Genomic DNA, 13,889 nt, shown 5'->3' on the forward strand with positions numbered 1-13,889 from the left:
AATGAGAAGCAACAAAATCTAGAAGGAGGCCGTCAATGGACAGCACAACATATGGTTACGCTCGCGTTTCGGCAAAAGACCAGAACCTCGACAGGCAGATCATCGCCCTTGGGGATTTCCCGGTCAGGAAGGATAAGATATACGCCGACAAGGCTAGCGGCAAGGATTTTGACCGCCCGGCATACAAACGGCTCGTATCGAAGATTAATCCTGGGGACGTGATTGTCGTGAAGAGCATCGACAGGCTCGGGCGGAACTACAACGAGATTCTCGAGGAATGGCGATTCATCACCAAGGAGAAGCGGTGCGCGATTGTGGTAATCGATATGCCTCTTCTTGACACGCGGGAGAGATCAGGTGGGTTGACCGGGGTTTTTCTAGCCGACCTCGTTCTGCAGATACTCAGCTACGTTGCACAGGTTGAGCGCGATAACACCAAGCAGCGGCAAGCCGAGGGCATAGCGGCGGCAAAAGCTCGGGGGGTTCGCTTTGGTAGGCCTCCTAAGAGGCGACCGAAGAACTACATGGAAGTCAAGAAGGCCTTCCTTTCGGGGATTTTGACGCGAAAAGAGGCGGCAGCAAGGTTGCGAGTCGGGACGACGACGCTTTCGAAATGGATCAAAGAGGACGAAAATCAACACGCTTGCCGATAGATCAACTCACCGCTTTTCGGTTGCCCCCCTGACAGGGCATCCGACTTTTTTCAATAAGCCAAGCTCGCTTGGGCAAGCTATATTATTCTCTCTTTAGAATTATAACCCCAGGTCAAGCAGCACTAGTTGGAGTACAGGCATAGTGGTTCCTGGAGCTTTATCGTCCTGCTTCCGAATGGGCGATTCGGGAATAACTGCAGGTGAGATTCGCTTCCGGGAGGTTTTCGGCGAACGTAAAAGTAGACGTTTCCGTCTACCCGAAATAAATCGGAAATAGTCATCACCCGAGATAGAAACCCCAGCTAAAGACTATAGGACTCAATCATACTACTCCCTTTCGCAAACGTCTACTTTTACGGAAGGGGGGCAGCCGCAAGTGCATGATGCGTCGGTCTGTTGACTAGAAATGGCCTCACAAGACGGTCTCCTGGCCCCTGCGTATCCATTCGTTTCAAAGGCGGCGGCAGGTCGTAGTCTTGGTTGAGGCGAGTGTTAGGAAGTGATGGCAATGACTTTAGACCAAGTGATTAATCGACTTTCGCGCAGTGAGCTCGATAGACTCAAAAAATGCGCAGAGCATGGAATGTACGACGAGCTTCTTCAGCTGCTCAAAGCGTATGGCTACGACGAAAACGATAGCCCTGCCTCTATCGGGCAAAAAGTCAAACGAATGGTGAGATAACGACTGGATGTTCTGTATGTCCGACAGTTGTCTCTAAGGTAACTGATATGCGAGGAAGCAGAGAAAAGGCAGAGCGGATTTCTGACCAGACTGCAGGAAGGGCGCGCATGTGCCCCTCCGCTTTCCCTCGCTTTATACATTTAACGCTATCGGGGCCGTATCCGCTCCGAAACGATATCGAGCATATCCCTAAGGAGAAATGATGATGCATGCCCCTTATATCCGCTTCGCATCGGACGTCGATGCCGCAGCGGCAAAAAGAAAAGAGATCGCGGAACGCCTGCGCAGGGGAGAAGAGGTCCGTGTCACGAACTCGGGTCAGGTTGTTGAACCGACGGATCCCGAAGCTGTCGAGGGCAAGACCCTCAAAGCCCCCGAAGGCAAGCTAGCTTAGGGGCGACAAATGAGTGGATTCTACTGGTATCAAAGGAACCCGCAGCTCTTCGAGGCAGAGAAGCTTGCTATGCGTGAGAATTTTCCCAACTTCACGTTAGAGAAGCTTGATGACGGAAGGATTTGCTGGGTAGGCGATCTGAACCCCCGCGGGAATTCTGGCGGGGTTTGGACTCTTATGGTCGTGTACGACCATAACCACCCTCACAACAACACTTACGGAGGCTCCCTCAGGGTCTACTCGGTCAAGCCGGATTTGAACGATCTTTACAAGGCTGCGGGATCACTGCCTCACGTGCTGCGCGATGCGAACGGTGATTTGTACATGTGCACCGCTAGGCCCGAAGATGTCGACTCGGGAAACGTCGCAACCTCCGCTGCGAAAGCGCTCGGATGGGCTGCCAAGTGGATTTTCATTGTCGAAGAGTGGCTCGAAGGAGATCTTGGAGATGAAGTCTTCGAGCATACTTACTAGCTTCGGCGGCCGTTTGGCATCTAACAAGCGCAAAACAAAAGTCATCTTTTCCGCTCGTGCCTATGCGGCGCTGCTTTCGGAGGTTCTGGATGAGGTTCAGACCGAAACGGGCGGCGTGCTGCTCGGCTATTGGGACGATGGCGTTTGGCAGGTGGTCGAAAGCGTCGATCCTGGTCCGTCCTCTCGTTTCGAGGTCGCGTATTTCGAATACGACCAGGACTACGTCAACCACCTCATAAACAAGGTGTCGAGAATATACGAAAAGCAACTTGACCTCATAGGGCTGTGGCATCGTCATCCCGGCTCGTTCGACAGGTTTTCGGCAACGGATGATGAGACGAACTTGAAGTACGCATCTTTGAGCAAGTATGGTGCCGTTTCTGCATTGGTGAACATAGACCCCCATTTCAGGCTGACGGTCTATCAAGTTACGGCGCAGCCTCTGCGATACGAAAAGATTTCCTATGAGGTGCTCGATCGCGACTCCGACCAAATTCAAGCACCGTATGCAAACACCGCCAACAGGGCGCTCCAAATCGAAAAGGCTCTCAGCAGCTCTTCAGCTTCATGTGAAACCGACGGCCAGATCGACCAGATTCATGCGAGTTCCGTTCGCGATGCCCTAGGTGCCTTCTTGGCGAGGCGCTCTATGGCGGATATGGCCAATGTTGAAGTCGGGACGGTCGAAACATGGATGGACGAGGATTTCGTCTTGGTCCTTTCTGCTTTGGATGACGACGTGAGAGAACTCGAGAACAGGGGCATTGGAACAACGCTCCAGCCGAACGGTAGCGGACAGCTTTCTTTGGTGGCGGAAGACGGATACGGGGATTCGCTGAAACTCATAGAGGGCTTCCGTCCCCTGGACGACGGACGAATACTCTTCGCGGTCGAAGGACAAACCTATGTCTACAACCCTGGTTTGCTTTCTCTGGCATGCAAGGAGGCTTCGCTATGATTCTCTCCCAAGATGCCAGGCGACAAATTAACAAGGCTCTAGTACCCAGCGAGATACTCGAGAAGGGCTGCGCAGGAGAGCTGCGTGCGGTCTTTCACTCTTCGTCGGGCATCCTCAATATATTCCCTTGTGACATTCCCCTTGTCGGGGAGGCTTTTCTCAAGGGGTGCTGCGACTATCCGGAATGCAGACAAGGCAACGATGAGGCCTACGACTTTCGCATCGTCGTAGACGAGAGCGACGAAAGGTGCGTCCTATTCCGGGGCACGAGGTTTGAGGCGCATGCGTACGATTTAGTTCAGAGCGTGTTCTCGAGAAACAGCGGCTTGATAGAGTCAGATATGATGGCGAGCAAAGCCGTCGCCATCTTCGGCTGTGGATCGGTAGGCAGCCTGGTTGCCCTGACGCTCGCACGTGTCGGAGTAGGACACTTCCTGCTTGTCGACAACGACGTTCTCGAGTATCACAACATCTGCAGGCACCAGTGCGGCATCCATGAAGTTGGGGAATTCAAGGTCGACGCTCTAAGAGCTCGCATCCTGGACATCAACCCTACGGCTCAAGTGGAAGTCTACGCGACGTTAGCAGAATACGTCCCAAAAGAATCCTGGGATCGATGGGTTGGCGAAAAGCGAGCCCTGTGCGTCGGATGTGCCGACAATCGTGAGGCCGACGTGTACGTAAGCGACCTGTGCCTGTACTATTCAGCGCCGTTCCTCAGCATCGGCTTCTGGGAGAGGGCGTTCGCCGGGGAGATTTTCTACTGGCTCCCCGATTCCAAAATGGCATGCTACAAGTGCGCTCTAGGCGACGGGTCGTTCGGCAGCAGGAACTCTGCCAGCCGAAGACTCTACACGACCCAAGAGAACCTCGAAGACGTCCATTTCGAGCCGGGAATTGCCGCCGATATCGACTTCGTCACGAATATAGGGATAAAGGTCGCCATAGACATTCTCAACATCGGCAATGACGGCTTCACGCAGAGGCTGCTGCCCGAGCTCCAGCAGTATACGCTCGTCTGCAACTCGAACAACCCTGCCATAGGCGGGGAGATGGCAGAGATATTCAGCTATCCATTGCAAGTGACCACGTCCTTGAAGGTCAGCCCCCTGCCTGGCTGCGATTGCTGCGGGGAAGGTGGCGAACATGAGTGACTCGCGTGTAGGCCAGGAACTGCATATCCTCTGCGTCGATGCAGGCTGCGCGCTTGCCAACCTGAGGGCCAAGTGGGAGCCCATACTGGCAGACGCTCCCAGTGATTCGAAAATAAAAGAATTTGATGAAAGGTATATGAGACCGTTGAAGCTCGACGGCCTCAAGCTGCTCAAATCCTTGGTAGAACTCGAGGAAGCACTGAACGATTCCTGTATGCGCAAGGTGGTTTTATAGCATGGCGGGGTTCAGTTTCAAGAATACTCCAGAGCTGATCAGCTCGATCAATACGCTTGTCGCGCGATGCGAGGTGCAGTGCGGCGAAGCGCTTGCCTACTACGGCGGCATGCGTGCCGAGGTGGAGCAATCCGTGGAAGAAAGCCGGCGGAGCATCGCAGCCAATCTGGCTGAACGCCAGCACAAGCGGGATGCCGGACTGGAGCAGATGCTTGCCAAATGCAGGGAATACGCGCGGTATATCAAGGATCTCAACGACAGCGCCCGCAGCAGCTCGAAGGCGTATCAGAAGGCGTGCGCCGAAGCCGAATGCTTGGACATACAACAGCCGCAGTATTCGATAGAAACGCTCGACCGCTGTCAAGAGAAGCTCCACGAGCTGTCCGAGCAAGCAAAACGATCGTATGGCCAGATCGCGAACGCCGGAGGGATCAGCAGCCTGATCGGCGCTGTCAGCGGCGAGTCGAAAAGAAATCACACTACTCTGATCGACGCCTACAAAAGCAGCAAAGACGTTCTTCGACGTGCGGAAACCCTCGTTGCCGGCATCAAGAGGGCAGAGGCCGAATCAGACAAGGTTTCTGCGGACAGGCAAATCGAGGACGCGGTAGCGGAGGGTGTCGAGCTGCTGATCCAAATCGAGCGGAAAGAGGGGGCTGACATAGAGTCCAGCCAGGCTCTTCTACGCAGGCAGCTCAACGAGCTCATTCCCTCTGCCACGATCGCTGCTTTGGCCGAGCTTTCGGAGCTTGCAGCGCCCGCAGAGGGAAACATCCCCCTCGGTCTTTGCCAGCAACTGTATCTGGGCAGCTACTCTTACGCGATCCAGGGCTGGCCTTTCTCAGCGGCGTTATCTGGTATAGAGCAAGTCATCGAAAACCAGTTTGGCGCTTGGTACGGGTCGGGGTGCATCCACGTTCCTGCATTGCTGGATAGAGCGGAAGCGTCCAGCGTCATTCTGTGCGGAGACACCGAGGCAACCAGCCCGGCTCTCAACTGGTTGGTCGCCTCCGAACTCGAGGCCAATCAGGCTCCCGGCCAGACCTTCGTCTTCATCAATCCTAGCGGCGACAGGAGGGTCTTCGAACCGTTCCTCGCGGGAGTAAAGGAATGCCATGAGGTGTTCGGGGAGAGGGTGATAACAGACAGGGATTCCGCATCCGATGCTCTTGCGAGAGTGGTCAACGTTATCGATGACAGGAACCAAAGGCTGCTTATCGGATACAGGGATGTCTTTGAGTTCAACGAAGACAACAATACGGCGGAACTGCCCCTCATAACCATATGCATGTCCGCCAATCTCAAGGATGTCGACAGGCGTGACGCGGAAGCGATAAAGAGCATAGTTCGAAACGGGTCGTTCTGCGGTGTCAACATCCTGCTAGCGCTTGACGTAGAAGCTTCAAGCATAGACGAGGCCACTGAGTTTCTGGCGGACTGTAGCGATGCCGTAATCGGTTGGCCGAGCAAGAGCGAGCATGCAATCGACATCGGCAAAGGCGTCGAAATCAGATACGAGTTTGTCGACTACACGAGGCTGGCATCTGATCTCTCCCGTGTGAAGGAGCAGGTGAAGAACAGGCTCTCGCAAAGTGTGGATATCGAATCGGTCTTCCCTGCAACCTCCTGGCATGAGGGAAGCACGTTGCGGGGGTTGGCCATACCGATGGGCAAATCTCCCGATGGAAGCCTCGTTTCGCTGGAGTTCGGACCAGAAGTGAGCAATGGTATATCCCATTTCGGCCTGATGATAGGTGCCACGGGCTCGGGCAAATCATCCCTCCTGCATTCCCTCATCATCTCCTCCTTGCTGAAGTACGGCCCTGACGAGCTCCAGCTCTACCTGCTCGACTTCAAAAGCGGAGTCGAGTTCGAGCTTTACTCGAAATACAAAATCCCCCAGCTAAAGCTCCTGGCCCTCGACGCCATGCAGGCATTCGGCCTAAGCGTGCTGAGGGAACTCATGCAGCAAATGGACGAGAGGAACCGACTGTTCAAGGGCGCTGGGGTCGGCAACATCGAGGAATACCGCACGACCACGGGTTATGCCATGCCTCGGATACTCGTGCTGATGGATGAGTTTCAGACCCTCTTCAACGAGGATCACGACAGGCGTGCCGCAAGGGAGTCATCGGTTCTCCTGGCGGACTTCATATCCCTAGCGAGGAACTGCGGAATACACTTTCTCCTGTCGACGCAGACCCTCGGCAGAATCCGCACGGGCAATTTCAGCGTAAACCAATCAACGCTGGACGAAATGCATGTAAGGATAGGCCTGCAGTGCTCGGCGGACGAAACGGAGAAGCTGTTCGGAGGCATCTTCGGCAAGCAGGCATACGACCTAATGGGCTCCCAGAAGGGCAGCGGCGTACTGACCGAAAACGACCTCAAGCTGCCGCCATGCGCATTCCGAGCGGTCTTTTGCGACAAGGAGAAGCGAGCCGAGCTCCTGCAAATGATCGAGGACCGCTATTCGGCAATCAATCCAATCGAGGGCACGCGGGTCTTCAGGAGCGACACCGTCCCCGACATCAGGGACGGGATGGGTCGTCGTGCTGGTTCGTCCGCGGATGCGGCAAAGGGCATCCCAATCTTTCTGGGGGAGCCGATAAGGATCGGCTCCCCGGTTGTCCTCGACGTCAACAGGCGTATGCGTTCGACTCTGCTTATTGCAGGCGGAGACGCGGGAATGCTTGACTCGCTTGTAGCCAATTACATGTTCTCCGCCTTTTTCGCGAAGGACCGTCAAGGCTTCGAGGGTGAAGTCTTGTATCGCGCGCATCCGACCGTGTACCTATGCGAAGGTCGTGCCATTTCAGGGGATTCGGGCAGCGAGCTTCTGTCCAGGGTCTGCGCCGGCCGGCACGAGGATGTCAGAGTTGCGAAGAGCAACATGGACGTCCTTCGTTTCCTCGATGAGCTGTACAGAATAATGATCGAGAGGCAAAGCGGCGAGGATGGCTCGTATCAAACGATTCATTTCGTAATAAGCGAGTACCAATGGATGGACGCATTCCTCGCGATCTATGAGAGGCGCGACAGCCAATATGACGAGGAGCTTGGCGGGAAGCGGGTCGAAGATGATCCCGATGCAATGCTCGATGAACTATTGAGCAGCCTATCACGTCCGGCTTCCGGAGGGGACGTAAGAAGAATCGAAAAGCTCGAGCGCCTCATCCAACGCGGCTACGCGTATGGGATCAACGTCGTTGTGGGAACGACGGATTTCGCATCCCTGCGAGAGAGGCTGTACGACCTCGTGCCGAGCATGCAGTGCCGAATCGTTTTCTCTCTGAGCGAGGATGACGCCGAGCGGATAGTGCGCGGCGCGCTGGGCCAGATGGAAACGCTCAGGTCGAACATGGCAATCATCACCGACGGGCGCAGCGAACCCGAGATATTCAAGCCTTATCGGATCTCGACAATCTAGGAAAGAAGGAGAGGGTGCAAGATGGCAAATTACGCATCAGTCGAAGCGATGACGAGGATGATTACGAGCATCACCAAAACCATCCAGGCTGAACAGGCAGTAGTCGAATCGCTCAGAAAAGACTACCAGGCAGTCGGGCAGGAATGGAACGACCCCCAATACGAGAAGCTGGGCCCGGTGATTGACGATGCCGTGAGGGAGCTGAGCGGGAACCAGGCAAAACTCAGCGAATGCATAACCAGGCTGCAGCTTCTCAGGACGAAGCTTGAAGAGTACCTGAGCACGACGCTGTGATAAGCGGCCATGGTGGAATCAGAAAACAGAGCGGCAGAGCTGCTCGAACTGGGCAAAGCCATGTCTGACTACGGGCAGATCCTGGATCAGACCGTCTCCAGCGCACATCGAATAATCGAAGAAGTCGATGCGAGCGTCGCGAGGGCTATGCAAGATGCCGCAGATGGCGCAGGAGGCTGGGGTCTCGATCGGGAATCCGAGGACTACCAGGCAAAACGAAGAGCTATGGCGGAGTTGTTGAGGCAGTTAGAAGCGGCGGCGGGAAGGTATCGGGAGGCGAGAGACAACCTTCTGTCGGTTACGTCAAACGATGCCGGTTCGGAAGACTGTTTCGCTGCGCGTGCATCGCTTGAGAGGCTGGCTGGAGCGTTGGAGGCGTATTACGGAGTGCAACTCCTTGAAGACTGAAGACGCCGCTACGGAGGAGGCATCCTCTTAAACGGTTGAGACGAGAAGACGATTGTATAGAAAGATTCAGAAAAGATGTCAATCAGGATCGGCGAAGACGGAAGCATCATTTCCTCGGAGGGGGAAATACGACAGGGGCAGAACCCACTAATTGGCGAAGACGGGAGCATCAGGCTCAACGAACAGTCTGCTTCTGGCGGGCGCTCATCTTACGGCGGGGCACGTACGCCCCCATCCTCGCCGTTGACGAATTCCACCAATGGCCAACGGGCGGGCGCATCTTCGGAGGCGAGCGAAAATGCCCCGTTGTCGGACCATGCCGCGTCGCGTGGAAGTTCCCGGCCGGTGAGTACGATCGAATATGAGCTTCAAGTTAAGCAGGCCGAATTGAGAAGATGTATTCGCCCCGTTCCTATTGTTGTTTGCGTGATCTTCATCCTGCTGTCAATACTGATGTCTTCCTTCGTGCCGGCAATCGTCTCAGCATGCGCGGCGGTATTCATCGTCATGGATTTCGTAAGAAGGAGCCAGGTTGCCGACGAGGTGCAGCAACTTGAAAGCGAGCTGGGAAGAGCTCGGAGCGGAGGTGCGCAATGAGCGAGTTCGACGCTATGTCCATCAAACAACTCATGGACGCTGCAGAAGAGTGTTTAGAGGAGAACTCTGACGCCTACAACCCGGTCAAAGCCGCCGACTTGTTTGAGAGGGCTGCTGGCCTCGGCAGCATGACCTCACTAGAGAAGCTTGGCGACTGCTATTTCTACGGCAGGGGAAGAGACGAGGACGACAAAACCGCTCTCGAGGCTTATGCGAAAGCATTTGAGGCTACTGGCAGCAGCTACAGCGCATACCAGCTCGGGCGCATGTATGGGTTCGGATGGGGCGTTGAGTCCAACTCCGACAAGGCAAGAGGCTTTTTAGAGAAGTCTTGGGCCGATGGTCATGCAGCTGCAGCTGGAGTCCTCGGCGATATCTGCCTGGATCGCGCGAAGTCTACGCACGACGGAAAAGATGTCGAGGAGGGGCTGAAGTGGTTCCAGAGGGGTTCGAGCCGAGGCGATTCGTACAGCACCTATCGAATGGCGCTCGTGTTCGCAATCGGTGATTATGGAATGCTCGAAGACAAGAAGAGGGCATACGACCTTCTCATGAAAGTATCCGATTACCCTCGAGCGCTCGGTTACCTCGTAGCCAACAACGGCTTGAACATTTGCAGCAATGACCAGTACTCCGAGCTGATCAATCGCGCTTCCGCTCTGGCGGAATCCACTCGTGACGGCGTGCTGTTCAGAAACCTTGGTCGCGCCTACGAAGGGGAAACCCGTCTGCCTGCCGACCCTGAGAAGTCCGAAGAGTACTTCATGAAGGCGCTTGATGCGGGTGATGGCTTTGCTGGCTATCTTCTTGGAAACAACTACTCATACGGATGGAGCGGATATCAACCTGATGCTGACAAGGCGGAGGAGATGCTGCTAAGGGGAGCGAATCTCGGTTCCGAGCAGGCAATGTCTTCCCTTGGCGATCTATACAAAAAAAGGGCTGAAGGCGTGTGGCCCCGAGATCCCGAGAAGATGAGGCTTTCCTTCGAATGGTACGAGAAAGCGTACAAAACTGGTGGTGGCACGTGGGACGCCCTGCATGCCGGCCAAGCAGCTCTTGAAGTCGGTGACCCCTCTCTGGACGAGCGTGCCGCCGTATGTCTCAAGGCCGCCATGGAGGATGACATTTACTGGGCGTATGTCCCGCTGGCGAAGCTATCGATTAAAGAGGGAGCTCCGTCGTATTGCCCAGAACTTGCAAAACAGGCCTTGGAAAAGGCGCGCGCTGAGGAAATCGTCGAATACAAGACCGGGGAAGTGGACTACCTGACCGGTCTTATGTTCGAACGAGGATTGGGCCTGCCAGCTTCGGCGAATCAGGCCGTCGAGTTTTATATCAAGGCTTCAGACAAAGGATGCGAAGAGGCGAAGGAAGCCCTCAAGGGCTTTAAGAAGAGCTTCTTTGGGTGGAAAAAGATCTAGTCAGAGAAAGGAGTCGGCATGGGGATGAGCTCTTATGAAATGCTGGTCGACGAAATCATAGCGACAATGCAAGCGAAAGGGCCTTATGCGGGGGTTGAAAGGCTCGAAACGTTGAGGGCGGAAGGTAATTCCAACGCAACAACCTGTCTTGGCGAACTGTATCTTGAAGGAGCCGGCGTTATAGCCGATGCCGAAATGGGGATTGCTCTTTTGCAAGAAGCTGCGAGCGAGGGAAACCCCAATGCATGCGAGACACTTGGAAGGCTCTACCTGTACGGACATTTTGGCGTAGCGGAAAATGCCTCACAGGGTCACGAGTATATCGAGAAAGCTGCGAACGAGGGTCTTCCGGGAGCTATGGGCATTTGTGCCTGTGACTACTTCTACGGGAGAGGCGTTGCGTTAAGCCATGAGACAGGTTTCGAGTGGGCATTGCGCGGGGCCAAGCTTGGTGACGCCACCTCGAACGCTCTTTGCGGCGACGCTTACCAAACCGGTGTTGGCACAGCAAGAAACATTCCTTTGGCAATCCAGCACTACCGGGAAACGCTGAAGAGCGATCCTGAGAACACGGACGTAATGTGCGATCTCGCAATATGCCTCTCGGACATATCCAACGAATATGGGACTTTCCCTTCACAGAGCGACTACCAAGAAGCTTTTGACCTGCTAAGCAGGGCGGTGGAAGCAGGTGATGTAAGAGCTCATAGTCTTCTCGGAATCATGTACGCGGATGGCGTCGGGGTTGATCGGGATTATGACCTTGCTCACCACTACATCGAGCTCGCCGCAAACAATGGATACGAGCCGGCCCAGGAAATGCTATCTCACTTCAGGCGAAATATGAGAGGCAAGTGGACGGTCTAAATTGGTTATTTCCGCATGAGGCGGAGAAAAAACATTCGAGAAAGGAAATGGACAGATGATTAAGCTCAAAGACGTGGAAGAGATGGGCAGTGTCACTTTCGGAGACGCGGGCGAAGTCACCCTCGAGACCATTAAGGGTGCCGTAACCGACCTTGCTCAGCAAAACGGTATACCAGTGGCTTTCTATACCGACGATGCGAAAGAAGGTGGGCTTTTCGGCGACACCTACACAGCATTGGTTGCATATCATCCGGAGCATCGCAACGACTATTTCAACATGGCAATGATCCTCACCAAGCAAGGAAACTTCGGAACCGTTTCCGTGTACGCAGCTGGTAAGTCGAAGCAGATGAACAAGTTCGCACGATCCGAGGCTGCGAAGGAAATGCGCCGAGGCCAGTCCATGTCTTTCAAGGTAGGCAATATGATCTCCAGCGGCATCATGAACATGGGAAAGAGCAAGCAGAAGCTTCAGGAAGAGCAGACGTATTACGAGATCATCCTGAACATCATCGGCGCTGCCCTCAACGAGTAAGTGGCGGCTTGCTGGTAACGGCTGAAGATTGATTGTCTGAGACAAGAAGCGGCATATTCGAACGGGCGGAAAGAGCTTTCTCTGTTGTCGGGGACTTGTGGTGGGGTGTGGCAAATGAGGTACAAAGAATCTCGATACAACCATCGAGGGGCGTTGGATGACAAGGTGTTTCTCTACAACCTGGTGACGTCCTCCGTCGCCCTGCTCGGCACCGAGGAGTACGAGCAAATCTCGAAGGGAGAGTTCAGCTCCCCAGAGGTTATGGAGATGGCGGTAGAAAATGGCTTCGTTGTGCCATATGGCGAGGATGAGCTTGAAAAGGTTCTAGCCATTCAGCGCATGAACAACTTTTCGACGAGATTTGCGGGCTTCCAGATCTTGCCGACCACGGCCTGCAACGCAAGGTGCTTCTATTGCTATGAGCACTCATACAAACCTGAGCATATGAATCAGGTTACTGCGGATAGCATCCCTGCGTTCATCGAGGGTTACATGGATATGGTCGATGACATCCATATCACCTGGTTCGGAGGCGAACCCCTGCTTGAGCTCGACCGGATAGCCAGCCTTTCCGGTGAGCTGATGCGCCTCGCTGAAAAGCATGGTATCGGTTACACCTCCGACATGATAACCAACGGATCGCTCGCTGACCGTGCTATCGTCCGCAAGCTGGTCGAGCAGTGCGGGATAACACAGGTTCAGATCACCTTGGACGGTCATGGAGACGAGTACCTTCGTCGCAAAGCCTATCTGTCAGAAGACGTGACCTTCGATACGATCATTGAAACTATGGACTCTTTCGTGGAGTATGGCGCGCAGCTTTTGATTAGGCTCAACATTGACAAAGATAATTTTGAAGATTGCCTGCGGCTGATCCCCTTCTTGGGGGAAAGGTACAGCAATCTGGATTCCGTCATGCTATACGCGGCACCTCTGTATGGAACGTCCGATCGCTCAAGCTTCTTTGCGGAAGAGGAGTTAAACGACGCCTATCGGGAGGTGTTTCGTGCCATGATAGATGCAGGATTCATCCAAACGCTCGATGGACTTCCTCTCAACTTCAATAACGCCACCTGCTCGGCCCAGATGATCAACAACTTTGTAATCACCCCCACAGGAGATGTATTCAAATGCGAGCATCTTCTGGCAGATGAAAGTCAGAAGGTCGGAACGGTATTCGATGGGATTCTCTTCAACAAGGCAATGACTCAATGGGCTTCGCCCGACATTCCTGAAAAGTGCCGCGAATGCGGATTTCTTCCAAGCTGCCAAGCGGGATGCTTTGCCGCCGAGGCGCTTCAATTTGGATTGAAGCGGTGCCCCCACATTGCATACATCACCGATGCGATTATCGACGCTGCTGGATACCTATTGGCCAATCATGGAGAAAGGATTGAACGATGACTATTCTTCGCGGAACCGACGCAAAGGCAACAAGAGCTTCTAATTTCACGCGTGTTGCAGCTAGGCAGATGGCTCATTCTGCCAGCATGGGACCATGCGGTACCATCTGCCAGCCTTACAGCGCTCAGCCTGGTACGCCCTGTGGATGCAAGTGCATGATGTATTGCGCCGGCAAATAATTAACGGTGATGGAAGCTGCCCTTCGAGAGTGAAATCCTTTTGAAGGGCAGCTCTTTTTTGGTTGCCCTGCGCCGTTGCCGTGCGTCTAAAAGACCTTGCGGAAGAATAGATTAGTGCGGTGGCCATATATCTCGAACTCGAATTCCTTGCTTGAGACTGAGGGCTGGGTATCTCTATTACATGAACCGAAACACGGCTTT

General features: G+C 54.3%; 14 protein-coding genes. All 14 read left to right on the forward strand.

Annotated features, from left to right (window positions below; all coding sequences use genetic code 11):
* Positions 1 to 35 precede the first annotated feature (35 nt).
* The 14 genes from ABGT83_RS03420 (at position 36) to ABGT83_RS03485 (ending at position 13,509) form a co-directional block, all read left to right on the forward strand.
* A complete protein-coding gene (locus ABGT83_RS03420; RefSeq protein ID WP_346685945.1) occupies positions 36 to 653 on the forward strand; it encodes a recombinase family protein in 618 nt (205 codons plus the stop codon).
* An 884-nt stretch (positions 654 to 1,537) separates the two neighbouring features.
* Positions 1,538 to 1,729 (forward strand): hypothetical protein, encoded by a 192-nt coding sequence (locus ABGT83_RS03425; protein ID WP_346685946.1) that lies wholly within the window; start codon positions 1,538 to 1,540, stop codon positions 1,727 to 1,729.
* Positions 1,730 to 1,738: 9 nt separating this feature from the next.
* Positions 1,739 to 2,203, forward strand: a complete 465-nt coding sequence (locus ABGT83_RS03430; RefSeq protein WP_346685948.1) for a hypothetical protein — start codon at positions 1,739 to 1,741, stop codon at positions 2,201 to 2,203.
* Entirely contained in the window at positions 2,178 to 3,161 is a 984-nt protein-coding gene (locus tag ABGT83_RS03435) for a Mov34/MPN/PAD-1 family protein (RefSeq protein WP_346685950.1), read from the forward strand. The genes ABGT83_RS03430 and ABGT83_RS03435 overlap by 26 nt, the downstream gene beginning before the upstream one ends.
* Positions 3,158 to 4,315, forward strand: a complete 1,158-nt coding sequence (locus ABGT83_RS03440) for a ThiF family adenylyltransferase (protein WP_346685952.1) — start codon at positions 3,158 to 3,160, stop codon at positions 4,313 to 4,315. Before ABGT83_RS03435 ends, ABGT83_RS03440 begins: the two co-directional genes overlap by 4 nt.
* A complete protein-coding gene (locus ABGT83_RS03445; protein ID WP_346685954.1) occupies positions 4,308 to 4,550 on the forward strand; it encodes a hypothetical protein in 243 nt (80 codons plus the stop codon). The genes ABGT83_RS03440 and ABGT83_RS03445 overlap by 8 nt, the downstream gene beginning before the upstream one ends.
* A gap of 1 nt (position 4,551) precedes the next feature.
* Entirely contained in the window at positions 4,552 to 7,980 is a 3,429-nt protein-coding gene (locus ABGT83_RS03450) for an FtsK/SpoIIIE domain-containing protein (protein WP_346685955.1), read from the forward strand.
* 21 nt (positions 7,981 to 8,001) lie between these two features.
* Entirely contained in the window at positions 8,002 to 8,274 is a 273-nt protein-coding gene (locus ABGT83_RS03455; RefSeq protein WP_346685957.1) for a hypothetical protein, read from the forward strand.
* 9 nt (positions 8,275 to 8,283) lie between these two features.
* Complete coding sequence (locus ABGT83_RS03460; RefSeq protein ID WP_346685958.1) at positions 8,284 to 8,682, forward strand: hypothetical protein; 399 nt, start codon at positions 8,284 to 8,286, stop codon at positions 8,680 to 8,682.
* Between the two features lie 75 nt (positions 8,683 to 8,757).
* Complete coding sequence (locus tag ABGT83_RS03465; RefSeq protein WP_346685960.1) at positions 8,758 to 9,279, forward strand: hypothetical protein; 522 nt, start codon at positions 8,758 to 8,760, stop codon at positions 9,277 to 9,279.
* Positions 9,276 to 10,703: a tetratricopeptide repeat protein gene (locus ABGT83_RS03470; RefSeq protein ID WP_346685962.1), complete on the forward strand. Its 1,428-nt coding sequence runs from the start codon at positions 9,276 to 9,278 to the stop codon at positions 10,701 to 10,703. Before ABGT83_RS03465 ends, ABGT83_RS03470 begins: the two co-directional genes overlap by 4 nt.
* Positions 10,704 to 10,721: 18 nt before the next feature.
* Positions 10,722 to 11,570, forward strand: coding sequence for a tetratricopeptide repeat protein (locus tag ABGT83_RS03475; RefSeq protein WP_346685964.1), 849 nt, complete (start codon positions 10,722 to 10,724; stop codon positions 11,568 to 11,570).
* Positions 11,571 to 11,625: 55 nt separating this feature from the next.
* Positions 11,626 to 12,105 (forward strand): hypothetical protein, encoded by a 480-nt coding sequence (locus tag ABGT83_RS03480; protein ID WP_346685966.1) that lies wholly within the window; start codon positions 11,626 to 11,628, stop codon positions 12,103 to 12,105.
* 153 nt (positions 12,106 to 12,258) lie between these two features.
* A complete protein-coding gene (locus ABGT83_RS03485) occupies positions 12,259 to 13,509 on the forward strand; it encodes a radical SAM/SPASM domain-containing protein (protein WP_346685968.1) in 1,251 nt (416 codons plus the stop codon).
* The last annotated feature ends 380 nt before the right edge of the window (positions 13,510 to 13,889 follow it).

Source organism: Enteroscipio rubneri (assembly GCF_963929405.1).
GTDB classification, from domain to species: domain Bacteria; phylum Actinomycetota; class Coriobacteriia; order Coriobacteriales; family Eggerthellaceae; genus Enteroscipio; species Enteroscipio rubneri.